Below are 23,199 nucleotides of genomic sequence, written 5' to 3'. Positions count from 1 at the left end.
TTACGGGCGGGCGAGTTCGGCGGAGATGCGGGCCAGCTGGTCGAGGCGCTGTTCGAGGGTCGGGTGGGAGGAGAGCAGCCGGCTGAGGCTCTCCTCCGAGGAGAACGCCGGGACGAAGTAGAAGGCGTTGTACGGCTCCGCCTTGCGCAGGTCCTCCGTCGGGATCCGGGCCATCTGCCCGCTGACCTTGGTGAGCGCCGAGGCGAGCGCGGAAGGGCGGCCGGTGAGGAGGGCGGCGGCGCGGTCGGCGGAGAGTTCGCGGTAGCGCGAGAGCAGTCGGGTGAGCAGGAAGCTCAGGCAGTACACGACGGCGCTGATCAGCGGGATCAGCAGGATCGCGATGCCGACGGGGTCGCTGCTGCGGCTGCTGCGGGAGAAGCCGCCCCAGAGGGCGACGCGGGTGACCACGCCGGCCATGACGCCGAGGAACGAGGCGATCGTCATGACGGCGACGTCCCGGTGCGCGACGTGCGACATCTCGTGGGCGAGGACGCCCTCCAGCTCCTCGGGTTGCAGTCTGCGCAGGAGCCCGGTGGTGGCGCAGACGAGGGCGGTCCTCTCGCCGCGGCCGGTGGCGAACGCGTTCGGTACGTCGCTCTGGGCGATGGCCACCCGGGGTTTCGGCATGTCGGCCAGGGCGCAGATCCGGTCGATGGTGCCGTGCAGCTCGGGTGCTTCCTCGGGGGTGACCTCGCGGGCGCCCATGCTGAAGGCGGCAATGCGGTCGCTGAACCAGAACTGCGCGATGAACAGGCCACCCACGACGATCAGGATGATCGGCCAGGCGCCCCGCAGCACCGCGAGGAGCACGCCCACCAGGACCACGTACAGCAGTCCGATCAGGAACATGGTGGTGACCATGCGCGTGGTCAGACCGTGGTCGGGGGCGTAACGGGAACGGGCTCGTGTCATGGAATGCCTCCAGCAGCTCACCTGCTTCCCATAGTGCTCCTTTCTGGTTGAGTTCGGTTTGCCGGCTCACGGCCAGAGCAGTTCCCGGGTCCAGTTGCCGCCGTCCCGGCGGTAGCGGAGCCGGACGTGCCGCCGCCGCACATCGCCCTGGAAGAACTCGACCTCGTGCGGTTCGACCACGTACCGCGTCCAGCTCGCCACATCCGCCTCCGGTTCCGCCTGCGCCCGCTCCCATGCGGCGTCCGAGGCGCGGTTCAGCTCCTCGTACGAGCCGAGCACCTCGCTCTGTCGCCCCACCAGTGCCGAGGCCAGCGCCCCGGTCGAGCGGACGTGCAGATCGGCCCGGCTCTCGGCCGGGGTGCAGGCGGTGACCGGACCTCGTACCCGTACCTGTCGGCCCTGTGCGGGCCAGTAGAAACCGAGCGCCGCATGCGGACGCGCGGCGAGCTGGCGGCCCTTTGCGCTGGTGGCGTGCGTGGCGAAGTGCCAGCCTCGGTCGTCCGCGTCGTGCAGCATCAGCGTCCGTACGTCGGGGTGGCCCTCGGCGTCGACCGTGGCCAGCGTCATGGTGTGCGGCTCGGTCTGCCCGGCGGCCACCGCCTCGGCGAACCAGGCGTGGAAGAGGGGGAGCGGGGAACGGGGTGCGGCGGCCGGGTCGAAGGCAGGGAGGTCCACGTCCCAGACGCGCTGGGCGTGAAGGAGGTCCCGGAAGGTGTGCTGGGCAGAGGTCGATGCATCCGTCATGCGGCCATTGGACATCAGGACACGGAGTGCCCTGTTGCCTCACCCCCTCACATCCACCTCACTCCCGCCCCAGCACCACCGTCCCCGACGAGCAGAACCAGCCGCCCGTCCCCGAGGCCACCGCTCCGGCAGCCGTCCGTCCGTCTTCCGGACCTGACGGTCTCCCGCCTCCCCGCGCAGTTGCCGTACCGCCTCCACCAGCAGGAACAGCCCGCGCATGCCGGGGTGGCAGGCGGAGAGGCCGCCGCCGTCGGTGTTGACCGGGAGTTCGCCGGTCAGGCCCGTGCGGCCCTTCTCGACGAAGGCGCCGCCCTCGCCCTTCGTGCAGAATCCGAGGTCCTCCAGGGTCACCAGCGTCATATAGGTGAACGCGTCATAGATCTCGGCCAGGTCGATGTCCGCCGGCCGTACCCCGGCCCGTTCGAACGCCAGGCGGCCCGAGACGGCCGCCGGGGAGACCGTGAAGTCGTCCCACTCCGACATCGTGGAGTGCGAGACGTGCTCACCCGTGCCGAGGATCCACACCGGAGCCTTCGCCGTGTCCGGTACGTACTCCTCGGCCGCCAGCAGGACCGCACAGCCGCCGTCGCTGCGGATGCAGCAGTGCAGCTTGGTGAACGGGTCCGCGATCATCGGGCCGGACAGCACGTCGTCCACCGTGATCGGGTCCCGGAACATCGCGTCCGGGTTGGTTGCCGCGTTCGCCCGCGCTTGGACCGCCACCTCGGCGAGCTGCTCCAGCGTCGTCCCGTACGCGTGCATATGGCGGCGTGCGGCCATGGCGTACTTGGCGATCAGCGAGTGCCCGTACGCCACCTCGAACTGGAGCGGGCCGCGCGAACCGAACGACAGGTTCGACGTGCGGCGCCCCGCCCTGATGTCGGCGCGGGCGGTCGATCCGTACACCAGGAGTACGGCGTTCGCGTGGCCTGCCGCGATCGCGTCGGCGGCGTGGGCGGCCATCACCTCCCAGGTCGCACCGCCGACCGCCGTGGAGTCGACCCAGGTGGGTTTCAGCCCCAAATACTCGGCGACCTCGACGGGGGCGAGCGTGCCGAGTCCGGCGGAGGCGAAACCGTCGACGACCGAGCGGTCCAGGCCCGAGTCGGCGAGTGCCCGGCGGGCGGCCTGGGCATGGAGGGCGTACGGAGTCGGGCCGTCGACGCGTCCGCAGTCCGCGAGGGATATGCCGACGACAGCGACCTTGCGCGGGGGGGAGGAGGGTGAGGAAGGCATGAATCTGACGGTACATCAGATGCGGCGGTGCGGGCCGGTGTGCGGGCGGGATCGGGTCCGGGAGCAGGGGCCTGCGTGAGTCTGGGTTTCTGGTGCCATCACCCTTAGCATGACGGCCCGTCAGATCAGGGGCCGTCGGCCCCTGAGGGGAAGGAGCCCGACGATGGACGCCGCCTTCACCGCGGAACAGGACGAGATCCGCCGCACCCTGCGCGAACTGCTGGCCAGACGCTGCGGACCCGCCGAGGTCAGGAGCGCCGTACGGACCGCGCACGGATACGACGAGACCCTGTGGCGGCAGCTCGCCCAGGACCTCGGACTGCCCGGCCTCGCGCTCGCGGAGGAGTGCGGAGGAGTCGGCGGCGGCCCCGCCGAACTCGCCGTCGCCTGCGAGGAGGCCGGCCGCGCCCTGCTGCCGTCCCCGCTGCTCGCCACCGCCGCGCTCGCCGCACCACTGATCGCCGCCGTCGGCACCGACGCCCAGCGCACCGCCCTGCTGCCCCGCATCGCCGCGGGCGAACTGACCGCGACCCTCGCCGTCCCCGGCGGCTCACCGGCCACCGCCCTCGGCCTCATCGGCGACACCAGCGGCGGCGCCTGGGCGGGCGGCGGCCGGTCCGGCGGCGTACAGGCCACGCCCGGCCCGGACGGGTGGCGGCTGTACGGGGAAGCCGCCCAGGTCCTCGACGGGCACAGCGCCGGACTTCTGCTGGTCGCCGCCCACGCGGGTGGCTTCCCGCGCAGCCGGACTCTCCTCTTCCTCGTCCGCTCCGACATGGCGACCGGGCTCGTCCGCACCCGGCAGACCTCGCTCGACGAGACCCGGCCGGTGGCCCGTGTCGAACTCCGTGAGACCACCGCCGAACTGCTCGGCGCGGACGACACGGTGGATGTGTCGGGACCGGCCGGAGCACTCGCCGCCGTCGGGCGCACGACCGCCGCCGTACTGGCGGCGGAGGCGGTCGGAGCCGCGGCGAGCGCACTCGACCGGACCATCGAATACGTCAAGACGCGCGAGCAGTTCGGCCGCGCCATCGGCTCCTTCCAGGCGGTCAAGCACCGGCTCGCCGACCTGTACGTACGGGTGCAGGCGGCCAGGTCCGCGGCGTACTACGCGGCCTGGGACCCGGCGGCCGGAGGGCTCGCGCTCGCCCAGGCGCTGGAGGCGCTGCGGATCACCACCGCGGAGGCCGTACAGCTGCACGGCGGCATCGGCTTCACCTGGGAACACGAGGCGCATCTCTACTTCAAACGGGCCGCTGCCGACGAGCTGCTCTTCGGACCGGTCCACCGGCTGCGCGACCACGCCGCCGAACAGGCCGGTCTGTTCACGCCCGGCGTCCAGAAGCCGCGCGTGGGGGTGGCGGTCTGATGGCGCCCGGAGTCCGGCTGATCCAGATGGTGTCCTCGACCCGCACCTTCGCCAGGATCGCCCCGCACGTCGTGCCCGCCATGGACCGCACCGTCCACCGGCTCACCCGCGGCAAGGTGCTGCTCAGTGCCCGGATGCTGCCGGGGATGATCCTGACGGTGCGCGGGGCGAAGAGCGGACAGCCGCGCACCACTCCACTGGCCTGCATGCCGGAGCGCGGCTCCGAGGGCGGCGGCGGCGACAGCTGGATTCTGATCGGCAGCAACTTCGGCCGTCCGGGTCATCCTGCCTGGACCGCCAACCTGTTGGCCCATCCGGACGACGCCGTCATCAACTGGAAGGGGCACGACATCGCCGTGCGTGCCCGGCTGCTGGAGGGCGCGGAGCGGGCGGAGGTGTGGCAGGCGGCGCTGACGTTCTGGCCGCCGTACGCCACGTATCAGGCGCGGGTGGAGCGGGAGATCCGGCTCTTCCGGCTGGAGCGGCGCGACACCCCGTGACGCGGAGGCCGCCCGGATACGCCGATGGCGGACCACATCGGGTGGTCCGCCATCGGTGAGACAGGACGTGGGCAGCCCGGGATTGCCGTGCGGAGCCCAGTACAGGAAGAAGCGAGGCAAGAAGCCGGAAAGAAGGGTGCGCCCGGCGCTATCTCGTCGGTTTCTTGCCGGTGATGCCCAGATGCACCAACAGCGCGAGGTTCGGCTTGAGTTCGGCCTGCTTGACGCCCCAGGTCTGGAAACCCTTCTGGTGCGAGGCGACCGCCGCCAGCATCGCGACGAGCGAGCCGGCCATCGCCGCCGGACTGACGTCCTTGTCGACCTTGCCCTTGGCCTGGAGCTCCTTCACCGAATCGGTGAGGGAGTTGGTGACCGAGTTCAGGATCTTCATGCGGATCTTGTAGAACCGCTTGTCGCCCTCGGCCGCCCCCAGGTCGACCACGCGCAGGATCGCGTCATGGCGTCGCCAGAAGTCGAGGAACCCGTCGACGAGCTCTTCGGAGGTCTGCCAGCCGGCCTTGCCGACCCAGGAGCGGCCGGCGACCAATTCGGTCAACGCGGCGCCCTCCTTGGCCATTTCTTCGGCGATCTCGAGGACGGCTCCCTCGACGTCGGGGAAGTACTGGTAGAAGGTTGCGGGTGAAGTCCCCGCCTTGCGGGCGACGTCGATGACTTTGACGTCCCGGTAAGGCGAGGAGCTGAGCATCTCGCTGAGGCAGTCGAGCAGCTTCTGCCGCGTCGCCTGTCCGCGTCGACCGGCCACGCGGCCGTCGACGGTGCGCACTTGTCCTGTCATGCCGTCAGCTTACCGAGGGGTGATCGGAGCGCGATTCGGCCGACTGCAAATGGGGAGTTCCGCAGGTGCAGTGGGGTGGCGTGGGAGAAGTGGCCGGATTTCGGCGGATGCGATCCACAGCCTGAATAGTGTTATCAACAGCCTGTGGACAACTTCGGTGGATAACTTTCCGTGACGCGACGGCCAGGGAACGCCGATATCGAATCTTCGTTCGACAAGGGGCATTTGCTGCGCGGTACATGCGGTGCGGGGCTACTTTGAGTGTGATGAGCGTCACTTCGATGGAAGGATCCGGGCCCATGGCCGCATTCCCGCGCTCCGCGCCGTGCTGGGTGGACGCGCAGCTCCCCGATCTCGAAGCGGGCAAGCGTTTCTACGGCGGGCTCTTCGGGTGGACCTTCCGGGCCGGGGACGCCGCCGAGGGTGCGTATGCCGAGGCCCTCAGCGACGGCAAGCTCGTTGCCGCACTCGCCGCCAAGCAGGACGGCCGGATGCCGACCGCCTGGGGCGTCTACTTCGCCACCGACGACATCGCCGCGACCGTCGCCCTGATCCGGCAGGAGGGCGGCCAGGTCATCACCGAGCCCGTCCGGGTCGGCCGCGCGGGCGTGCTCGCGCAGGCCGCCGACCCGGGCGGTGCGGTCTTCGGGCTCTGGCAGGCCGGTGACCGCAGCGGGTTCGAGAAGCAGAACGAGCCCGGATCCTTCTGCTGGACCGAGGTCTACACCCGGCAGAAGGACCGCGTCGACGCCTTCTACGAGAAGGTCTTCGGCTTCCGCGGAACCGATCTCGGCGAGTCCGGCACCGATCACGGCGAGCCGGGCACCGGCGATGGGGACACCGGCGATGGCGGCGCCTCCGATTCCGGATCCGCCGAGTCCGGCTCCGGCGGTGCGGGCACTTCCGAGTCCGGCGTCGACTTCCGCATGTGGTCCCCCGAAGGCACCGAACCCGGCCCCGACACCGCGATCGGCGGACGCAGCGTGATCACCGACGCGTTCCCGGCCGAGATGCCCAGCTATTTCCTCAGCTACTTCGCCGTCGCGGACTGCGACGCCGCCGCCGAGACGGCGGTCGGGCTCGGCGGCCGGGTCTCCGCGCCGCCCTTCGACATCCCGTACGGGCGGATGGCGGTCCTGCACGACGATCAGGGCGCTGAGTTCGCCGTACTTCAGCCCCCGGTGTCCTGATAGAGGGCAGAGTGACATGTGACACCCCGATCCGCCCCCGGGTTCGCAACCATCGCATCGGCCAGCAACAATCAGGGAGCGCACCGCCGGGTGGTGCCCAGTGGTGAGACGCTGCACAGGGCGGGGTTTTTCGCGGACTTCTGTTCCTGAGGTCCGTACGGGGAGGTGGCAGGCAAGTGATGGAGCAGCTGACGCAGCACGACCCGAGGCGGATCGGCCCGTTCGAGGTGCTGGGACGGCTCGGGGCCGGCGGCATGGGGCTGGTCTATCTCGCCCGCTCGGCGTCCGGCCGACGGGTGGCGATCAAGACCGTACGGACGGAGCTCGCCGAGGACCAGCTCTTCCGGGTCCGCTTCACGCGTGAGGTGGAGGCCGCCCGCGCGATCAGCGGCTTCTACACGGCCGCCGTGGTGGACGCCGACCCGCGCGCCGCCGTGCCGTGGCTCGCCACCGCTTACGTGCCCGCTCCCTCGCTCGAAGAAATAGTGAACGAGTGCGGCCCGATGCCGACCCAGGCGGTCCGCTGGCTGGCCGCCGGGATCGCCGAGGCGCTCCAGTCCATCCACGGCGCGGGGCTGGTCCACCGCGACCTCAAGCCGTCGAACGTGCTGGTGGTCGAGGATGGTCCGCGGGTGATCGACTTCGGGATCGCGTCCGGAGTCTCCAACACCCGGCTGACCATGACCAACGTGGCGGTCGGCACCCCCGCGTACATGTCGCCGGAGCAGGCCAGGGACTCGCGCAGTGTCACGGGCGCGAGCGATGTGTTCTCGCTCGGTTCGACGCTCGTCTTCGCCGCCACCGGGCATGCGCCGTTCCACGGGGCGAACCCGGTCGAGACGGTTTTCATGCTGCTGCGGGAGGGCCCCGATGTGGAGGGGATGCCCGACGACCTGCGGCCGCTGATCGAGTCCTGCATGCAGATGGACGCCGGGCTGCGGCCCAGCCCGGCCGATCTGCAGGCCCAGCTTGCGCCGCACCTCTTCGCCTCCGGCAGCGACGACAGCGGTACGGCGTCGGCCTGGCTGCCGACGTCCGCCACAGCGATGATCGAGCAGCGCCGCGGCGGGGGGCGCACGGCGGTTCCCGCCGCCCCGGCGCCCGCCCCGGCGCCCGCCCCGGCGCCGCCACCGCCCCAGCAGCCGCCGCGGGGCGCGGACTGGGAATCGGCGTGGCGCAGCGGCGCGGACCTGAGATCGCCGTCCCCCGCCCCCGCACCTGTTCGGGGGGTGGAGTCGGACGGGGTCGGTCCGGTGCGGCTGCCCGGGGCGAAGGTGCCGATCGGACCCGGGCCGCGTGCCGCGGACGTGCGCGCGACGGCCGGCGCGGAGGCGGGTCCCGCGACCGGGTGGGTGCGCCCGCCCGCCGGGCCGAACGGCGTGGTCCCGGCCGCCGCCCCGCTGCCCGCTCCGGCGCACGCCCCCGATGCGCCGCCTGCGGAGCCGGACCGCTGGCGGCCCTGGCGGTTCCGGATGTCGAACGACGTGTGGGGCACGCCGGTCGTCGCCGGGGACCTGCTGTACGTGACGTCGTTCGAGGTGCACGCGCTGGACGTCGGCAACGGGCGGCGCCAGTTCAAGACCCGTGACGTCGCCTGGTCGATGACGCTCGACGGCGGCCGCATCCATGGCTCCGACGGCCCTTCGCTGTACGCCCTGGACGCGCTGACCGGCGCCGAACGGTGGCGGCTGCAGACCGACGCCTGGGTGTACTCGCTCAAGGCCGACCGGGGCACCGTCATCACCGGCACGCGCGGTGGCGGCGTGCAGGCGTGGGAAGCGTCCACCGGCGAGAAGCTGTGGGAGACCGGAGGCGTACAGACCGACTTCGAGACGGCCGAGGCCGGGCCCGCGATCCACGACGGCACGGTGTACCTGTGGCAGGACGCCCGGCTGCGCGCGGTGGACGCCCGTACGGGCATCGAGCGCTGGTCGTACCCGATCGGTGACGCGGCGTCCTGCGGGGGTGTGCCGGTACGGGTGACGGCCGCCGCGGACGGCTACGTGTACGTCGCCGCGGGCACCCGGGTCCTCGCGGTGGACGTCGCGTCGGGGCTGGTGCGGTGGCACTTCGAGTCGCCCGCGGTCTTCCTGTCCCCGCCCGCGTTCGCGCCGGGGCCCGCGGTCACCGGCGGCGGGGTGTACCTGGCCGACTACCTCGGCACGGTGTACGCACTCGACGCGACGACCGGCAAGGACAGGTGGCGCATCGCGACGGAGGCGCGCCAGTCGATTGAACCGGTACTGGTCACGGCAGGCCATGTCCACGTCGGCAGCGGCAGCGCGCTGTACACGCTGGACGCGGTGACGGGTACCCCGAAATGGCGGTTCGCGGCGGGCGGCGAGGTCGTCGGCGCGCCGGTCGTCGCGGACGGCCGCGTCCACTTCGGTTCCGCGGACCACGTGCTGTACACGCTGGACGCGGCGGGCGGCCAGCTGCGCTGGAAGCTTGCGACGGGCGGCGAGATCACGGGGTCGCCGGTGGCGAAGGGGGGCGTGGTGTACGCGTGCAGCAAGGACCGCTGCGTGTACGCGCTGGACGCGCTGAAGGGGACGGGCACGGGCACGGGGAACCGGGCACGGGCGTAGGCGTTCACCGGGCTCGCCCGGCAGCCGCTTTGTCCTCAATCGCCGGACGGGCTCGATTTTCCCCGCTCGGCCGGCACGTATCGGCCCGTGCGCACACCCCGGCCCGTCCGGCGTGTGCGCACGGAACCGTGTGCCACGGGTGGGGCAAGGCGATTCAAGGGCGCGGGGGTCCGTCCGGGTGGCCGCTGTGTCCTCAATCGCCGGACGGGCTCGACCGGCCCGGCGGGCGGCGCGGTTCCGGGGACTCGGGGCCCGTGTACGGGTCCGCCTCCGGCTCCGGCAGGGGACTCGTCTGCACCGATGGCCCCGGCTCCTGCGTCGGCGGCCACGTGTCCGGATCGTCCGACCCCGGCGCCGCGTAGGGCCGCTCCCGGGCCACGCGCTCCAGACGCCCGCGCCCACCCCGCCGCCCCGGCATCACCGCAGCCCCCACCAGCATCAGTGCCCCGCCCACCGCGGCGGTCGCCACCCCCACCTGCAGCCCGGACCCGTCCGCCGCCACCGTCAGGCTCCCGGTCGCCTGCCCCTGCCGCACCATCCACAGCACGGTGAAGCCCAGGACGACGACCCCCGCGCACGCGACCAGCAGCCGAGACCGGAGCACCACACCCACCACCGTTATGGCCGCAGCGAAGAGAAGCGGCAACCAGACCGACCCCCACGGTCCCGGCCGCGCACCGCTGATGCCGTTGAAGAGGTCCGCGATCCGGTACTGCCGCCCGAGGCGACCGTCGTACCAGTCACGGAAGGGGCTCAGCACGGCGGCCGCCGCTCCTGCGAGAGCGACGACCGAGCCGAGGACGTTGCGGATCATCATCGGCCTCCTGCGGTCGTGCGGACCGGCGTCGCGCGTCAGCACCGCTCTCGGCGTCGACGCTACGCCGGGCCCCTGCCCCCCGCCACCAGGGGCGCACGGGCCGGACGGCCCTTCCCGTACGCCATGCGTTACGGTGTCGCGCGGTCGTGCGACAGCGACATGACAACAACACAAGGGGGGCTGCATCGATGATGCGGCAGCATCTGAAACTCTCGGCGGTCCTGGTGGCGGTAGTGCTCGCACTCACCGGCTTCTCGACCTCGAGCCACGCCGGCAAGAGCCGAGGCAGCAAGAGCCACGGATCGAGCAGCAGTGGCGGCGGCTGCTCCAACTCCAAGAAGAGCAACGGCAGCTACCACCACAACGACTACGACGACGATGACTACGACGACTCGTCGAGCAGCTCGTCCGGCGGCTCCACCTACGAGACCGCGACGCCCGGCGCCACCGCGACCGACACGCCCCAGGTGACCGTCGTCCGCTGCGCGCACCCCAGCAAGGGCAAGCGGCGCGCCGTGACCGCCTCCACCGTCCGCCTCACGGCCGTTGCGTACGACACGCACATGTACGACATCGACGTCACCTTCCTCGACGCGGCCGGCAACACCGTCGACACCGGCGAGGCGAGCGTGGAGGTCGACGGCGGCGCGAGCCGGACCATCTCCGTGCGGATGGACACCCCGGGCAAGGTGTCCCGGGTGAAGAAGTGCCGAGCCGAGGCCACGCTCAGCTACTGACCACGCTCACCGCAGTCCGAACCCGCGGTCCCCACGCCCACGCTCCCGCGCCGCGAACAGCTCCCCCTGCCGCTCCACCGGCAGGTTTCCGAGCGCGATCAGGTGCGGGGCGTGGGCCAGTGCCTGGGTGCGCGCCGCTTCCTTGGCGGACCACACCGCCCGCACCGTTCCCTGCACCGCCCCGGTCGGGTACGACGCGATGACGGCCGCCGCCCGCACCGCCGCCGCCACCGCGTCACCGGGCGCCGTCACCTCGCTGACCAGCCCGGTCTCGTACGCACGACGGGCCGTCACCCGTTCGGCCGTACCCATCAGGGACATCCGGGCGACCTCCCCGAACGGCATCCGCTGCGCCATGTGAATCGCCTCGTACGCGCTGACCATGCCGTATGTCGTATGCGGGTCGAAGAACGTCGCTGCCTCCGACGCGATGACGAACTCCGCCTCGCCCAGCAGATAGAACGCCCCGCCGCACGCCATCCCCTCCACGGCGGCGATCACCGGCTTCCACAGGTCGTTCGCCTTCGGTCCGATCGCGAGCAGCGGATCGTCGATCGTGTACGGGGACGAGGGCTGCGGCACCTCCACGCCCTGGTCGATCCCCGTACAGAAGGCGCGCCCGCCCGCACCGGTGACGACGACGACCCGCACCCCGTCGTCGAAACGGAACGCCCGCCACGCGGCGGCGAGTTCGTCCGCCGTCGCCAGGTCGATCGCGTTCAGCTTCTCCGGCCGGTCGAGGGTGACGACCGCGACCCCGGTCTCCTTGTCGGTCTCCGTCCGCAGCGTCATCGTCGTCCGCTCACCGTTCCAGCAGCCAGCGGACCACGGTCAGCTCCGGGCTCACCGGCGCGAAGACCGCCCGCACCGGTGCCCCGATCCGCAGCCGCGCCGGATCGACCGAATTCAGCGGTGCTTCGGGGCCGCTGACCACATTGCCGACCAGTCGGATGTGCGGAGCGTCGGCGAGTTCGACGACGACCGCGTTGTAGGGGGCCTGCGCGGCGTACGCAGGCAGCAGTGGCGGATGCGGCAGCACGTACGACCAGATCCGGCCGCGCCCGCTCATCGGCCGCCACTCGCTCTCGAAGGACTGGCAGTGCGGGCAGCAGGGCCGCGGCGGGAAACGGAGGGCGCCGCACGCGGGGGCGGCGCACGCCTGGACGCGGAGTTCGCCCCGGGCGGCGTACTCCCAGAAGGGGGCACCGTCCTCGTCGGCGACGGGCAGCAGCAGCGATTCCATCCGGGGTCTCAGCTCCTCAGCAGTACGGCGGAGGTGGGCACGCCCTCACCGGCGGTGACCAGGCAGGTGGCGGCGTCCGGCACCTGCGCGGTAGAGGTGCCGCGCAGCTGCTTCACCCCTTCATTGATGAGATTGAAGCCGTGCACGTACGCCTCGCTGAGCCCGCCGCCCCCGGTGTTGATCGGCAGCCGGCCGCCGCTCTCCAGCGCCCCGCCCTCGGTGAACGCGGCACCCTCACCGCGCCCGCAGAAGCCGTAACCCTCCAAGGAGAGCGGGATGAGTGGGGTGAACGCGTCATAGATCTGTGCGACATCGACATCGTCCGGCCCGAAGTCGGCGTGCTTCCACAGCTGTCGGGCGGCCGTCCAGGCGGGGCCGGTGAGCGGGTCGTCGTTCCAGTAGTTGACCATCCCGTGGTGCTGGGCGGGCAGCCCCTGGGCGACGGAGTGGATGTAGACGGGCCTGCGCCTGCAGTCGCGGGCCCGCTCGGCGGAGACGACGACACAGGCCAGTGCCCCGTCCGTCTCCAGACAGTTGTCGAAGAGACAGAGCGGCTCACTGATCCAGCGCGCGGTCATATACATGTCGCGGGTCAACGGCCGTTCGTACATCACCGCGTCAGGGTTCTGGTTGGCGCGGTTGCGGCAGGCGAGCGCGACATTGAAGAGATGGTCGCGGGTGGCCCCGTACTCGTGCATGTACCGCCGCGCGAGCATCCCGATCTCGTCGGCGGGCCGCAGCAGCCCGTACGGGCGGGTCCACTGGGCGGGGGCCGGCAGCTGGATGGTGGTGTTCTTCCAGGGCCTCGGTCCCGAGCCGCGCTTCCGCGAGCGCCAGGCGACCCCGACGCTCGCCTGTCCGGTGGCGACGGCGGCGGCGAGATGCGCGATCGTCGCGCACGAACCACCGCCTCCGTAACCGACCTTGGAGAAGAAGGTGACATCACCGGCCCCGATCGCCTTGGCGACCTCGACCTCGTCGGTCTCCTCCATCGTGTACGAGGCGAACCCGTCGACCTCCGACGCGGCGATGCCCGCGTCGTCGAGCGCCGCCACGATGGCCCGGCAGGCCAAGGTCTTCTCGGATTCCGGGAGTTGTCTCGCGAAGTCCGTCTGTCCGATCCCGGCTATCGCCGTCACGTCTTTGAGCGCCGCCACCCGCCACCTCCGCGATCGTCATGACTGCTGACAGCGGCAGAGGCTACAGCTAATCTGACGGATAGTCAGCTATTGCGGTTCGGCGGGAGGGCATGCGATGCGCGGCAACGAGGAATGGGGCAGCATCCCGAGGCTGGTGCGGACGGCAGCGCAGCGGTACGGGGAGCGGGAGGCGGTCGTCGAGGGCCGCACCCGCATCTCGTACGCCGAACTCGGCGACCGCGTCGAACGCGCCGCCGCCGCGTGCATGGCCTTGGGCGTGGAGCCCCGCGACCGGGTCGCCGTCTGGGCGCCGAACACCCTGGACTGGATCGTCTCCGCGCTGGGGGCGGTCACGGCGGGCGCGGTCCTGGTCCCCCTCAACACGCGCTTCAAGGGCTCCGAGGCGGCGTACATCCTGGAGCGCAGCCGGGCGAAGCTGCTCTTCATCACCGGCACCTTCCTGGGCACGTCGTACGTTGCGTCGCTGCGCCGGGCGGAGGTGGAACTCCCGCACCTGGAACAGGTGGTGGTGCTGGCGGACGCGGCCCCCGAGTCCTACGTCACCTGGAAGGACTTCCTGGCGACGGGGGAGCGGATATCGCCTGCCGCGGTACGGGAACGGGCCGACGCGGTCGCCTCCTCATCCCCGTCCGACATCATCTACACCTCCGGCACCACGGGCCGCCCCAAGGGCGCTGTCATCACCCACGCCCAGACCCTGCGCTGCTACGCGATCTGGAGCGAGCTGGCCGGCCTGCGCGAGGGCGACCGCTATCTGATCGTGAACCCGTTCTTCCACACCTTCGGCTACAAGGCGGGCATCATCGCGTGCCTGATGCGGGGCGCGACGATGATCCCGCAGCCGGTGTTCAACGTGGACACGGTCCTCGCGAACATCGCCGCCGAACGCATCTCGGTCCTCCCCGGTCCGCCCACCCTCCACCAGTCGCTCCTGGACCACCCGGCGCGGGCGACGCACGACCTCTCCGCCCTGCGCATGGTCGTCACGGGTGCGGCGGTGGTCCCCCTGCGGCTGGTGGAACGCCTGCGCACGGAGCTGGGCATCGAGACGGTCCTCACGGCGTACGGCCTCTCCGAGGCGAGCGGCATCGTCACGATGTGCCGCCGCGGCGACCGGCCCGACGTGATCTCCTCCACCTCGGGCCGCGCGATCCCCGGTACGGAGGTCCGCGTCCTGGCGGCCCCCGGCACCCCCGGCGAGGTCCTGGTCCGCGGCTTCCACGTGATGCAGGGCTACTTCGAGGACCCCGCCACCACGGCCACCGCCATCACCCCGGACGGCTGGCTCCACACGGGAGACGTAGGCATCCTCGACGAGGCGGGCAACCTGCGCATCACGGACCGGATCAAGGACATGTTCATCGTCGGCGGCTTCAACGCGTACCCGGCCGAGATCGAACAGCTCCTGGGCCTGCACCCGGACGTGGCGGACGTGGCGGTGATCGGCATCCCGGACCCGAGACTCGGCGAGGTCGGCAAGGCGTACGCGGTTCGCCGGGCGGGCGCCACGCTGACGGCCGACGACCTGATCGCCTGGTCCCGGCGCGAGATGGCGAACTACAAGGTGCCGAGGGCGGTGGAGTTCGTGGGGGAGCTGCCGCGGAACGCGAGCGGGAAGGTGGTGAAGGGGGAGCTGCGGGGGCGGACAGGGGCCTGACGGCTCAGGGTGAGCCGGGGCTTCGGACCGGCAGCCCCAGGGACTGTGCGGATTCGACGAGGTGCTTGTCGTACGCGACGAACGCGGTGAGGGCCGGCCCCAGCCCGGATGCCGCGGCCAGGTGCAGGGCGTCCAGGGAGCGGAGCCGGTTGCCGGAGGACAGGCTGCCGGCGCGGTCGAAGAGCAGCGGCGGCATGCGGATGAGCGCGCTCTCGTCGAGCCAGCTCTCGGCCTCCGCCGCCACGTCGCGCTCCGCGGCGACAGCGTGCAGTGCACGCCGTACCTCGGTCCGTGTGAGGTCGCAGGTCAGGGTGATGGCGGAGCCTTGGGTGGACAGCCATGCCTTGAGCGCGTCGGTTTCGGCCTCCGCCTTGAAGAGCTTGAGAGCCGCAGAGGTGTCGAGGTAGATGAAACGCATCAGCGGCCCTCTTCCTCTTCGTCCCGGAGCTCGTCCAGAGCCTGGCTGAGGGGGGTGTCGCCGGGCGTGGCGGGCGCTGTCCGGATGCGTGCCGTCTGCGCGGCGGTCCGAGCGCGCGCAAGCTCCGGAAGGTCGATCAGCCCGTCGGCCACGGCCTGATTGACCGCCTCTTCGGCGGGGTCCGGGGGGACTATCCGGGCAACGGTCCGTCCGTGCCGGGTGACGGTGAAGGTCTCCCCGTGCTCCAGCCGTACGAGGACGGCAGCGGCGTTCCGCTGGAGATCGCGGACGGTGATCCTGATGTCGTGGTGCTCCTCGCTGTCCATGTCGTACAGAGTACGAGGGTGTGCGACATCTTGCCATCAGGTGCGTCAATGCGAGGGGGCTGGTCACTTGATGGGGTGAATCGGGTGATGCGGGCACCGATCGCGGCAGTATGGTGATGGGTATGGCAACCAAGAAGTACACGGTCACCTTGCCGGAGGAGCTGGCGGAGGAGATCCGCAGCGAGGTCGGCCCCGGTGCGTTCAGTGCGTACGTCACAAAGGCCATAGAGCGCCAGCGCGAGCATGACCGGCTTGGGGAGCTGGTCACGTGGATGCAGGAAGAGGGCGGACCGCTCACCGAGGAGGAGCAGTCGGCGGCCGCGGCGGAGCTGCGTGAGATCGAGCGGTGGTTCGAGGAGCGACAATCCGGGGCGCAGGACGGGGTTCAGGGCGGGGTTCAGGGCGGGGCGGAGGCGGCGTGATGCTGGACATGTCGTTCGTGCTGGACAGTGAGGCTTTGTCCCGGGCCGTACTTCGGGATCGGGCGATGACCGGCATTCTCACCAAGGCGCACCAGTCCGGAATCCGCGTGGTGACGAGTTCCATGACACTCATCGAGGCGTACCACAGCGGGATCCGGCGGCCTGTGTGGAACTGGGCGATGTCCCGGGTCGTCGTGGAGCCGGTGACAAGAGACGTCGCGGACGAGGCGATCGGGCTCCTGGGGGCGACCGGGCTGCACGGCCATAAGTACGCCATCGACGCGGCGCTCGCGGTGATCGCGGGGCGTCAGCCGGGCCGGGCGGTGGTCTTCACCTCGGACGAGGACGACATGGGGAAGCTGTGTGGGGGCGGGGTGCAGGTCAGGGCGCTGTAACGGGTGTGCGCAGGGTGGGGTCTGGCCGTTCAGGGCGGCCGGACCTTCTCGCCGCGCACGTCAGACTTTCTCCGCCACCACCCGGTGATGGCCTGCGGTGAGCAGCCCGATGTCCTCCACATCGGAGGTCAGAACCGTCACCCGGCCCGGGTGCGCCAGGGCGGTCGCGCAGAGCATCGCGTCGATCGCGTATTTGTGGCCGTGCAGTCCGGCGTTCCGGAGCAGGGACGCGGCTGAGTGAGCGAGGGTCTGGGTGACCGGTTCGACGCGAAGGCGCGACAGCGTGCAGTGGAGCGCGGTGTGGTTGATGCGCGGATGGATCACCTCGACAAGCACGGCGGCCGATGTGATGACAGGAAGGTCCGCATCGCGGGCCGCCTCCAGCCATTCCTGGACCTCCCGGCCCCGTTGAACGGCCTGTGCGAGTCCTTCGCTGTCGAGCACCAATGCGCCGCTCACGCGGCTGCTCCCGCCTCGGGTGTGCCGCGCGTGAGCTTGGCGCGCTTGTCGCTCACAGTGCCCGGATCAGTTGGGCCGTTGACCTTCTCGAAATCCGCGAGCAGTTCGTCCAGGTTGTCGCGTTCGATTTGGCGTTGTGCGGCCATCTCCAGGTACGCGGAGACGCCCCGCTTGCCGACCCGCTCACGGATGGCGTGCAGGGTCCCGGCGGTGAGGGAGACGGAGATCCCGCTGCTGGGGCCGTCGCCGGGTGGGAAGTCCTGGGTTTCGGTCATGGAATCAATTTAGCATTTTCAATGCCATAAGGTGGGTGGGTCTTAGTGGCGCGCATTGGGGGGCGAGTGTTGTGTGTGGGGGGAGGACGCGGAGAGGGCCCGAGCCGGCGGCTCGGGCCCTCTTGGGTCGCGTGTGGTTCAGCTGGCGTGGCTGTCCTGCGGGGTCACCACGGTGGCGTGCATGTCCTGCGTGGTGACGGGGGTGTCGCCCGTCGCGTGCATGTCGGCAAGGGCCGGGGCGGCCGAGCCGAGGCCGAGGGCCACGGCGAACGCGGCGGCGACGAGTGTCTTCTTCGTGCTGGTCATTCCAACTCCTGTGATGGGAGCGAGCTTCCGGACGTGAAGTGACGCTAGTGAGAGGGGGGGCGATGGCGGTACCCCTCTGGCCCGAAGTGGTCGAACGTTTACGCAATTGCACTGACCGCACGCAGAAATGCAGCGGCCGCGACGGCTCCCCCTCCGCGCCGCCGCGGCCGCTCCCCGTGCGGGTTTGGTCTAGTTGGCCGGCTCGCTGGTGGCGTGCGCGTCGAGGGTGGTGATCTCCTCGCCGGTGGCGTGCGCGTCCGTCGGCTTGAGCGGCTCGCTGGTGGCGTGCGCGTCCTGGGTGGTGATCTCCTCGCCGGTGGCGTGGGCGTCCGTCGGCTTGAGGATGTCGCTCTTGTCGGCCATGAGATTCAACTCCTGAAAAGGTATGGGTGCGGATGGATGAGCCCGCCCGGCGGTTCCCCCGAGGATCGCCGGACGGGCATTCCAGGGCCGTTCACCCTAGCGGTGAGGCCATTCGACAATCCGTCTGCCCCCCGACGCGACGGATCGATGAGTAAGAGAATGCCTTGGGGCGATAAACGATTGATGAACGCCGGTCAGGATGCCTGGGCAACCGAAGCCGGATGCAGCAGGTCCCGAACGGAGTTGGCTTCAGGGGAGCTCAGTTCCTCGAAGATCGAAAGGGCCTCGTTCCAGCAGACCTGTGCGCGGTCGGTCTGGCCTATGCCGGCGAGCCCGCGCCCGAGCGTGGTGAGGATGTTGGCGCGGCGCCACTCGCCCCCGATGCCCCGCAGGACCGCCAGCGCCTGCTCCGCATGCGATGCTGCGTGGGCAGGCTGGCGTATGGCGAGGTGCACCTGGGCCAGCCGGAACAGTGTCATGCCGTGCCACAACTGCTGTCGGCTGTCGCGGAATATGGACATGGCCTCGGTCAGCGCGTCCTGCGCCCGGCCGGTCTGGCCGGTACCGCTGAGAGCAAGGCCCAGGGCGTACTTCCCGTTGGCGAGGCGCAGCGCCAGACCCGAGGCGTCCGCCTCGTAGATGCCGACGCCTTGCTGCGCGAGATCTACAGCGCTGGCCGTCCTCCCCATAGCGAGATGGACGCGGGACAGGTTGCAGAGCGCTGACGCCTCGCCCGGTCGATTGCCGTCGGCGCGGAAGGCGGCCAGCGCCTCAGTGAGGTGGCTCTCGGCATCGGCGTGCCGGTTCTCGTAGAGGGCGATGATTCCCCGCTGATTCGGGGCCTGACCCAAGGAGACCGGATCATCCGCGAGTCGACCCAGTTCGAGAGCCCGCCGGGACTCTGTCTCGGCATCGGCGAACCGTCCCGAGACGCTGTGCACGTGCGTGAGCATGGTGCGTGCGCGCCCCTCCGCCTGGGCATCCCCGGCGGCCTCGGCTGCCTCGCTCACCGCTGTTGCCGCTGTGGCGAACTGGTGTGAATTTGCGCCTGATTCGCCTAGATCCACCGCCGCCATGAGGAGATCGGAGGCTCGGCGAGCCATGCCGATTCCGGCGGATTGGCGTGCACACGCGAGAAGCCCGCTCGACTCGGCGAAGAGCCAGTCCAAGGCGGATTCGCGGACTCGGAAGGTCAGACCGGGGTACTCGGTGCGCGAGAAGTGGTCGAGTACGCGCTCCCCCGGCCGCTCCAGCGCATACACCCCCGCCGCCGTGGCCAGGTAGAAGTCCAGCAGCCGCGAAAGCGCAAACTCCCGCTCCTCCGGCGGCTGTTCGTCCCGTTCCGCGCAGGCACGCGCGTAGAGCCGCACAAGGTCGTGATAGCGGTACCTGCCCGGCGCCGCCGACTCCAGCAGTGACGTGTCGACCAGGGACTCCAGCAGGTCCTCCGCCGCATGCACCTCCAGGTTCAGCAGCGCTGCCGCTGCCGCCAGGGAGATGTCCGGGCCGTCCGCCAGGCCCAGCAGGCGGAACGCGCGCGCCTGTTGCGGCTCCAGCTGGCCGTAGCCGAGTTCGAAGGTGGCCTTCACCGCAAGGTCGCCCGCCTGGAGCTCGTCCAGGCGGCGTCGCTCGTCCGCGAGTTTGGCGGCGAGGACCGAGACCGTCCAGGTGCGGCGGGCGGCCAAGCGGGAGGCGGCGATGCGGATCGCCAGGGGGAGGAAGCCGCACGCGGCGACCACGTCCAGGGCCGCCTCACGCTCCGAGCCGACCCGTTCCTCGCCGACGATCCGGGTGAAGAGCTGGAGTGCCTCCTCGGGGGACATCACGTCCAGGTCCACCAGGTGCGCGCCCGCCAGGTCGACCATGCGGACGCGGCTGGTCACCAGGGCCGCGCAGCCAGCCGTGCCGGGCAGCAGGGGGCGGATCTGCGCCGCGTCGTGCGCGTTGTCCAGGAGGACCAGGATGCGGCGGCCGTCGAGCGTGGAGCGGTACAGCGCCGCCCGTTCGTCCAACGAGTCGGGGATCGCCGAGTCGGCGGTGCCGAGGGCGCGCAGGAACGCGCCGAGCACCGTCTCCGGCTCCGCCGCCCGTGCGCCGGCGCCCTGCAGGTCGACGTACAGCTGGCCGTCCGGGAAGTGCGGGCGCGCCTGGTGGGCGACGTGCACCGCGAGCGTCGTCTTGCCGACGCCGCCGATGCCCGCGAGCGCCGACACGGCCATGACCGAACCCTCCGCCGTCGCCAGCCGGTTGCCCAGTTCGCGTACGAAGGAGGCGCGGCCGGTGAAGTCCGGCACGGTCGCCGGGAGTTGGGCCGGACGGACGGCGGCGGGCGCGGGCGTCGCCTCGTCGGCCGGGTGGGCCAGTTCCTCGTCGGCCTGCAGGATCCGCTGCTGGAGCTGCGAGAGCTCGGGGCGCGGGTCGACGCCCAGCTCGTCGGCGAGCAGCCGGCGCGTGTCGGCGTACACCGCGAGCGCTTCCGCCTGACGGCCGCTGCGGTACAGGGCGATCATCAGCAGTTCGCGCAGCCGCTCCCGCAGCGGGTGCGCCGCGGTGAGTGCGGTGAGTTCGGAGACCGCCTCCGCGTGGCAGCCGACCTCCAGATCCAGGTCGAGCCGGGTCTCGGTGAGCTGGAGCCGCCACTCGGCGAGCCTGGTGCGCTGGTTCTCGGCGTAGGGGCCCGGGACGGAGGCCAGCGTTTCGCCGTCCCACAGCGCCAGCGCCTCGTTGAGCAGGGTGCGGGCCCGGTACCGGTCCCCGCCCGCGCGCGCCTTCTCCGCGTCGGCGGCCAACTCCTGGGCCGTCGTGAGGTCGAGCGCGTCGGGGCTGGTCCGAATCGCGTACCCGCCGGCGTCGCTGATCAGCGTGGACGGGTCGAGGATCTTGCGCAGGCGGGACGCGTACGTCCGTACGGCGGCGAGCGCCTGTGACGGGGGCTCCTCGCCCCAGATGGCGTCGATGAGTTCGGCGGCGGTGGCCGTGCGTCCGTCGCGCAGCAGCAGCGCGACCAGCAGGGCCCGCTGCTGCGGTGAGCCGGACGCCAGCGGTTCGTCGTCGCGCCAGGCGCGTACGGGGCCGAGCACGGCGAACCGCAGGCCGGTCCCGGTCGTCTGCTGCTGCGCGGCGCGCTGCTCCGGAACGCGCACACGTGGCCCGTGGTCACGGTCCATTGATGCCCCCTGTCCTGCTCGCCCCGTCAGTCCTGCCGGTCGCGCTGATCCCGCTGGTGCTGCTGATCCTGGTGGCTTCGCCGGTATTCCTGCCCGGAACGACCGCCGCTGCACCGATGTGGTCCGGTTGGATCCGGATGACGTCCTACCGCTGGTATCGCGGTCAACAGTCTGCCTTGTTATGGGCGGACACGTCAGCAGTGGGTGACGCTCTGCACAAGCCCTCGACAACGATTTGGAACCGAGGCCCGGTCCAGAGAGCTGACGGTACGTCAGATAAGCGCTACCGTGGTGCACATGGAGACCTTCCCGAAGATCATCTCGGTGGACGACCACACGGTGGAGCCCGCTCATGTCTGGCGGGACCGGCTCCCGTCCAAGTACCTCGACCGCGGCCCGCGCATCGTCCGCGCCCCCCTGAAGGAAATGACCTTCATGGGCGGCAGGTTCGCACCGGTCATGGGTGCAAAGGGTGACGACGGACCGATCGGCGACTGGTGGGTGTACGAGGATCTGCACCGGCCGCTCACCCGGCTTGACACCTCCGTCGGCTACGACCGGGACGAGATCAGGCTCGAAGTCATCACATACGAGCAGATGCGCCCCGGTTCGTACGCGGTCCCGGACCGGCTCGCCGACATGGACATCAACCACGTCCAGTCCGCGCTCTGTTTCCCGACCTTCCCCCGGTTCTGCGGCCAGACGTTCACGGAGGCGAAGGACCGTGAACTCGGGCTGCTCGGCGTGCGCGCGTACAACGACTGGATGGTGGAGGAGTGGTGCGGCCCCGACGCGCGGGGCCGGCTGATCCCGCTGACCCTCGTCCCGCTCTGGGACGCACAGCTCGCCGCCGACGAGGTCCGGCGGAACGCCGCGCGCGGGGTGCGTGCGGTCGCATTCTCCGAGATACCCCCACATCTCGGACTCCCGTCGATACATACGGACGAGTGGGATCCGTTTCTGCGGGCCTGCGACGAGACGGGCACCGTGATCGCGATGCACATCGGCTCGTCCTCGAAGATGCCGTCCACCTCGGCCGACGCCCCGCCCGCGGTCGGCTCCACCATCACCTTCGCCAACTGCTGCTTCTCGATGGTCGACTGGCTGATGAGCGGCAAGTTCGAACGGTTCCCGAATCTCCGGATCATGTACGCGGAGGGCCAGATCGGCTGGATCCCGTACATCCTGGAACGCGCCGACGTGGTCTGGGAGGAGAACCGGGCCTGGGGCGGTGTCGCAGACAAGGTGCACCGGCCGCCGTCGGAGCTCTTCGCCGAGCATGTGTACGGGTGCTTCTTCGATGACGCGTTCGGGCTGAAGAACCTGGACGCGATCGGCGTCGGAAACATCCTGTACGAGACCGACTACCCGCACTCGGACTCGACCTGGCCCAAGTCGCGCGAGGTCGGCGAGGCACAGATGGGGCACCTGGCCCCGGACGTGGTGGACCGGATCGTGCGCCGCAACGCCATCGATCTGCTGGGGCTCACGGACGAGGGACTGTGGGCGGGGCCGGGGCCGGGGGCGTGAGCGAGGCGGGGCATCACAAGGCAGGAGCCCCGCTCCTCCGCCGAGGCGGGGGAGCGGGGCTCCTTGGGTACTGCATGCCGGCCGCGATCGGCCGACCCGGGCAACTAGGCCGGGCTGACGTTCTCAGCCTGCGGGCCCTTCGGCCCCTGAGTGACGTCGAAGTTCACGACCTGGTTCTCCTCGAGGGAGCGGAACCCGGACGCGTTGATCGCGGAGTAGTGAACGAAGACATCCGGGCCGCCGCCGTCCTGGGCGATGAAGCCGAAGCCCTTTTCAGCGTTGAACCACTTGACGGTTCCGGTAGCCATAAGCCCTCCTTGGGCCAAAGGGTTGCCCTGCTCCAGAACCTGCAAAGAAGTCTGAAAACTACAAAAGCCTGCGGGTTACATGCTCCGCAGGCTCTGTACTGCAAGGGAAACCAAACTGCAACTTGCGTCGAGCCTAGCACGCAGCGTGTGCGGAACGGTAGAGGGAAAGATCACTTCACCCGGATGTTTGATTGCCCTGCCGAGAGGCTGATGGAGATAGCGGTCGGAAGGGGGCCCGGGGGTGTCGTTCGGGTAGCGCGGAGGTGGCCGCGGATACA

The 23,199-nt window shown here is 70.6% G+C and carries 24 protein-coding genes and 1 pseudogene; 9 read left to right on the top strand and 16 right to left on the bottom strand.

Features of this window, described 5'->3' with window-relative positions:
* The 3 genes and pseudogenes from htpX to OH809_RS18340 all read right to left on the bottom strand — a co-directional run bounded on the left by htpX (window position 1) and on the right by OH809_RS18340 (window position 2,892).
* On the bottom strand, window positions 1-912 hold the full coding sequence (htpX, locus tag OH809_RS18350) for a zinc metalloprotease HtpX (RefSeq protein WP_406421397.1): 912 nt from the start codon (window positions 910-912) through the stop codon (window positions 1-3).
* Between the two features lie 66 nt (window positions 913-978).
* On the bottom strand, window positions 979-1,656 hold the full coding sequence (locus OH809_RS18345; RefSeq protein WP_406515325.1) for a pyridoxal 5'-phosphate synthase: 678 nt from the start codon (window positions 1,654-1,656) through the stop codon (window positions 979-981).
* Between the two features lie 58 nt (window positions 1,657-1,714).
* A pseudogene (locus OH809_RS18340) lies at window positions 1,715-2,892 on the bottom strand (thiolase C-terminal domain-containing protein).
* 163 nt (window positions 2,893-3,055) lie between these two features.
* Between OH809_RS18340 and OH809_RS18335 the strand changes: the two are divergent.
* Both OH809_RS18335 and OH809_RS18330 read left to right on the top strand, forming a co-directional pair.
* On the top strand, window positions 3,056-4,264 hold the full coding sequence (locus OH809_RS18335) for an acyl-CoA dehydrogenase family protein (RefSeq protein WP_406421400.1): 1,209 nt from the start codon (window positions 3,056-3,058) through the stop codon (window positions 4,262-4,264).
* The gene (locus tag OH809_RS18330) at window positions 4,264-4,764 is read left to right on the top strand and encodes a nitroreductase family deazaflavin-dependent oxidoreductase (RefSeq protein WP_406421401.1); all 501 of its coding nucleotides are present in this window, start codon (window positions 4,264-4,266) and stop codon (window positions 4,762-4,764) included. Before OH809_RS18335 ends, OH809_RS18330 begins: the two co-directional genes overlap by 1 nt.
* A 148-nt stretch (window positions 4,765-4,912) precedes the next feature.
* On the opposite strand, the gene OH809_RS18325 is transcribed toward OH809_RS18330, so the two are convergent.
* The gene (locus OH809_RS18325; RefSeq protein WP_406421402.1) at window positions 4,913-5,560 is read right to left on the bottom strand and encodes a TetR family transcriptional regulator; all 648 of its coding nucleotides are present in this window, start codon (window positions 5,558-5,560) and stop codon (window positions 4,913-4,915) included.
* A gap of 299 nt (window positions 5,561-5,859) precedes the next feature.
* On the opposite strand from OH809_RS18325, the gene OH809_RS18320 reads away from it, so the two are divergent.
* On the top strand, window positions 5,860-6,750 hold the full coding sequence (locus OH809_RS18320) for a VOC family protein (RefSeq protein WP_406421403.1): 891 nt from the start codon (window positions 5,860-5,862) through the stop codon (window positions 6,748-6,750).
* Between the two features lie 179 nt (window positions 6,751-6,929).
* On the top strand, window positions 6,930-9,338 hold the full coding sequence (locus OH809_RS18315) for a PQQ-binding-like beta-propeller repeat protein (RefSeq protein WP_406421404.1): 2,409 nt from the start codon (window positions 6,930-6,932) through the stop codon (window positions 9,336-9,338).
* A 193-nt stretch (window positions 9,339-9,531) separates the two neighbouring features.
* Here OH809_RS18315 and OH809_RS18310 read toward each other — a convergent pair whose 3' ends face one another.
* Window positions 9,532-10,152, bottom strand: coding sequence for a hypothetical protein (locus OH809_RS18310; RefSeq protein ID WP_406421405.1), 621 nt, complete (start codon window positions 10,150-10,152; stop codon window positions 9,532-9,534).
* 191 nt (window positions 10,153-10,343) lie between these two features.
* On the opposite strand from OH809_RS18310, the gene OH809_RS18305 reads away from it, so the two are divergent.
* Window positions 10,344-10,892, top strand: a complete 549-nt coding sequence (locus OH809_RS18305) for a hypothetical protein (protein WP_406421406.1) — start codon at window positions 10,344-10,346, stop codon at window positions 10,890-10,892.
* A 6-nt stretch (window positions 10,893-10,898) separates the two neighbouring features.
* Here OH809_RS18305 and OH809_RS18300 read toward each other — a convergent pair whose 3' ends face one another.
* From OH809_RS18300 to OH809_RS18290, 3 genes are read right to left on the bottom strand one after another with little or no spacing between them, the layout of a single operon-like run.
* Window positions 10,899-11,684, bottom strand: coding sequence for an enoyl-CoA hydratase/isomerase family protein (locus OH809_RS18300; protein WP_406515324.1), 786 nt, complete (start codon window positions 11,682-11,684; stop codon window positions 10,899-10,901).
* A 10-nt stretch (window positions 11,685-11,694) separates the two neighbouring features.
* Complete coding sequence (locus tag OH809_RS18295; RefSeq protein WP_406421408.1) at window positions 11,695-12,135, bottom strand: Zn-ribbon domain-containing OB-fold protein; 441 nt, start codon at window positions 12,133-12,135, stop codon at window positions 11,695-11,697.
* An 8-nt stretch (window positions 12,136-12,143) separates the two neighbouring features.
* On the bottom strand, window positions 12,144-13,292 hold the full coding sequence (locus tag OH809_RS18290) for a lipid-transfer protein (protein WP_406421409.1): 1,149 nt from the start codon (window positions 13,290-13,292) through the stop codon (window positions 12,144-12,146).
* A 97-nt stretch (window positions 13,293-13,389) separates the two neighbouring features.
* On the opposite strand from OH809_RS18290, the gene OH809_RS18285 reads away from it, so the two are divergent.
* Window positions 13,390-14,952 carry a FadD3 family acyl-CoA ligase gene (locus tag OH809_RS18285; protein ID WP_406515323.1) on the top strand — a complete coding sequence of 521 codons (1,563 nt, stop codon included), beginning with the start codon at window positions 13,390-13,392 and terminating at the stop codon, window positions 14,950-14,952.
* A gap of 4 nt (window positions 14,953-14,956) precedes the next feature.
* Here the strand turns inward: OH809_RS18285 and OH809_RS18280 are convergent, their stop codons facing one another.
* Together OH809_RS18280 and OH809_RS18275 are read right to left on the bottom strand one after the other, a co-directional pair.
* Complete coding sequence (locus OH809_RS18280; RefSeq protein WP_406421411.1) at window positions 14,957-15,370, bottom strand: type II toxin-antitoxin system VapC family toxin; 414 nt, start codon at window positions 15,368-15,370, stop codon at window positions 14,957-14,959.
* Window positions 15,370-15,696: a type II toxin-antitoxin system Phd/YefM family antitoxin gene (locus OH809_RS18275; protein ID WP_406421412.1), complete on the bottom strand. Its 327-nt coding sequence runs from the start codon at window positions 15,694-15,696 to the stop codon at window positions 15,370-15,372. Before OH809_RS18275 ends, OH809_RS18280 begins: the two co-directional genes overlap by 1 nt.
* Before the next feature lie 122 nt (window positions 15,697-15,818).
* On the opposite strand from OH809_RS18275, the gene OH809_RS18270 reads away from it, so the two are divergent.
* Window positions 15,819-16,118 carry a hypothetical protein gene (locus tag OH809_RS18270; RefSeq protein WP_406421413.1) on the top strand — a complete coding sequence of 100 codons (300 nt, stop codon included), beginning with the start codon at window positions 15,819-15,821 and terminating at the stop codon, window positions 16,116-16,118.
* A complete protein-coding gene (locus OH809_RS18265; RefSeq protein WP_406421414.1) occupies window positions 16,118-16,513 on the top strand; it encodes a hypothetical protein in 396 nt (131 codons plus the stop codon). Before OH809_RS18270 ends, OH809_RS18265 begins: the two co-directional genes overlap by 1 nt.
* Window positions 16,514-16,573: 60 nt before the next feature.
* On the opposite strand, the gene OH809_RS18260 is transcribed toward OH809_RS18265, so the two are convergent.
* The 5 genes from OH809_RS18260 to OH809_RS18240 all read right to left on the bottom strand — a co-directional run bounded on the left by OH809_RS18260 (window position 16,574) and on the right by OH809_RS18240 (window position 21,083).
* Complete coding sequence (locus tag OH809_RS18260) at window positions 16,574-16,972, bottom strand: PIN domain-containing protein (RefSeq protein WP_406421415.1); 399 nt, start codon at window positions 16,970-16,972, stop codon at window positions 16,574-16,576.
* On the bottom strand, window positions 16,969-17,247 hold the full coding sequence (locus OH809_RS18255; RefSeq protein WP_406421416.1) for a hypothetical protein: 279 nt from the start codon (window positions 17,245-17,247) through the stop codon (window positions 16,969-16,971). The genes OH809_RS18260 and OH809_RS18255 overlap by 4 nt, the downstream gene beginning before the upstream one ends.
* Before the next feature lie 138 nt (window positions 17,248-17,385).
* On the bottom strand, window positions 17,386-17,553 hold the full coding sequence (locus OH809_RS18250; RefSeq protein WP_406421417.1) for a hypothetical protein: 168 nt from the start codon (window positions 17,551-17,553) through the stop codon (window positions 17,386-17,388).
* A gap of 189 nt (window positions 17,554-17,742) precedes the next feature.
* Window positions 17,743-17,916 (bottom strand): hypothetical protein, encoded by a 174-nt coding sequence (locus OH809_RS18245; RefSeq protein WP_366138544.1) that lies wholly within the window; start codon window positions 17,914-17,916, stop codon window positions 17,743-17,745.
* A gap of 194 nt (window positions 17,917-18,110) precedes the next feature.
* The gene (locus OH809_RS18240; protein ID WP_406421418.1) at window positions 18,111-21,083 is read right to left on the bottom strand and encodes a BTAD domain-containing putative transcriptional regulator; all 2,973 of its coding nucleotides are present in this window, start codon (window positions 21,081-21,083) and stop codon (window positions 18,111-18,113) included.
* Between the two features lie 297 nt (window positions 21,084-21,380).
* Between OH809_RS18240 and OH809_RS18235 the strand changes: the two genes are divergently transcribed.
* Window positions 21,381-22,613, top strand: coding sequence for an amidohydrolase family protein (locus tag OH809_RS18235; protein WP_406421419.1), 1,233 nt, complete (start codon window positions 21,381-21,383; stop codon window positions 22,611-22,613).
* Window positions 22,614-22,717: 104 nt separating this feature from the next.
* Here OH809_RS18235 and OH809_RS18230 read toward each other — a convergent pair whose 3' ends face one another.
* Window positions 22,718-22,921, bottom strand: a complete 204-nt coding sequence (locus tag OH809_RS18230; protein ID WP_037693088.1) for a cold-shock protein — start codon at window positions 22,919-22,921, stop codon at window positions 22,718-22,720.
* Between the last annotated feature and the right edge of the window lie 278 nt (window positions 22,922-23,199).

The sequence above is a fragment of the Streptomyces sp. NBC_00873 genome (assembly GCF_045207415.1).
In the GTDB taxonomy this organism is placed as follows: domain Bacteria; phylum Actinomycetota; class Actinomycetes; order Streptomycetales; family Streptomycetaceae; genus Streptomyces.
Note: the sequence above shows the minus strand (reverse complement) of the source record. Positions and strands in the feature narration are given on the sequence as shown.

What these genes read in the sequence shown, in the direction of transcription:
- htpX (WP_406421397.1), bottom strand. Translation starts at nt 912, where the DNA reads ATGACACGAGCCCGTTCCCGTTACGCCCCCGACCACGGTCTGACCACG.
- OH809_RS18345 (WP_406515325.1), bottom strand. Translation starts at nt 1,656, where the DNA reads ATGACGGATGCATCGACCTCTGCCCAGCACACCTTCCGGGACCTCCTT.
- OH809_RS18335 (WP_406421400.1), top strand. Translation starts at nt 3,056, where the DNA reads ATGGACGCCGCCTTCACCGCGGAACAGGACGAGATCCGCCGCACCCTG.
- OH809_RS18330 (WP_406421401.1), top strand. Translation starts at nt 4,264, where the DNA reads ATGGCGCCCGGAGTCCGGCTGATCCAGATGGTGTCCTCGACCCGCACC.
- OH809_RS18325 (WP_406421402.1), bottom strand. Translation starts at nt 5,560, where the DNA reads ATGACAGGACAAGTGCGCACCGTCGACGGCCGCGTGGCCGGTCGACGC.
- OH809_RS18320 (WP_406421403.1), top strand. Translation starts at nt 5,860, where the DNA reads ATGGCCGCATTCCCGCGCTCCGCGCCGTGCTGGGTGGACGCGCAGCTC.
- OH809_RS18315 (WP_406421404.1), top strand. Translation starts at nt 6,930, where the DNA reads ATGGAGCAGCTGACGCAGCACGACCCGAGGCGGATCGGCCCGTTCGAG.
- OH809_RS18310 (WP_406421405.1), bottom strand. Translation starts at nt 10,152, where the DNA reads ATGATCCGCAACGTCCTCGGCTCGGTCGTCGCTCTCGCAGGAGCGGCG.
- OH809_RS18305 (WP_406421406.1), top strand. Translation starts at nt 10,344, where the DNA reads ATGATGCGGCAGCATCTGAAACTCTCGGCGGTCCTGGTGGCGGTAGTG.
- OH809_RS18300 (WP_406515324.1), bottom strand. Translation starts at nt 11,684, where the DNA reads ATGACGCTGCGGACGGAGACCGACAAGGAGACCGGGGTCGCGGTCGTC.
- OH809_RS18295 (WP_406421408.1), bottom strand. Translation starts at nt 12,135, where the DNA reads ATGGAATCGCTGCTGCTGCCCGTCGCCGACGAGGACGGTGCCCCCTTC.
- OH809_RS18285 (WP_406515323.1), top strand. Translation starts at nt 13,390, where the DNA reads ATGCGCGGCAACGAGGAATGGGGCAGCATCCCGAGGCTGGTGCGGACG.
- OH809_RS18280 (WP_406421411.1), bottom strand. Translation starts at nt 15,370, where the DNA reads ATGCGTTTCATCTACCTCGACACCTCTGCGGCTCTCAAGCTCTTCAAG.
- OH809_RS18275 (WP_406421412.1), bottom strand. Translation starts at nt 15,696, where the DNA reads ATGGACAGCGAGGAGCACCACGACATCAGGATCACCGTCCGCGATCTC.
- OH809_RS18270 (WP_406421413.1), top strand. Translation starts at nt 15,819, where the DNA reads ATGGCAACCAAGAAGTACACGGTCACCTTGCCGGAGGAGCTGGCGGAG.
- OH809_RS18265 (WP_406421414.1), top strand. Translation starts at nt 16,118, where the DNA reads ATGCTGGACATGTCGTTCGTGCTGGACAGTGAGGCTTTGTCCCGGGCC.
- OH809_RS18255 (WP_406421416.1), bottom strand. Translation starts at nt 17,247, where the DNA reads ATGACCGAAACCCAGGACTTCCCACCCGGCGACGGCCCCAGCAGCGGG.
- OH809_RS18250 (WP_406421417.1), bottom strand. Translation starts at nt 17,553, where the DNA reads ATGACCAGCACGAAGAAGACACTCGTCGCCGCCGCGTTCGCCGTGGCC.
- OH809_RS18245 (WP_366138544.1), bottom strand. Translation starts at nt 17,916, where the DNA reads ATGGCCGACAAGAGCGACATCCTCAAGCCGACGGACGCCCACGCCACC.
- OH809_RS18240 (WP_406421418.1), bottom strand. Translation starts at nt 21,083, where the DNA reads ATGGACCGTGACCACGGGCCACGTGTGCGCGTTCCGGAGCAGCGCGCC.
- OH809_RS18235 (WP_406421419.1), top strand. Translation starts at nt 21,381, where the DNA reads ATGGAGACCTTCCCGAAGATCATCTCGGTGGACGACCACACGGTGGAG.
- OH809_RS18230 (WP_037693088.1), bottom strand. Translation starts at nt 22,921, where the DNA reads ATGGCTACCGGAACCGTCAAGTGGTTCAACGCTGAAAAGGGCTTCGGC.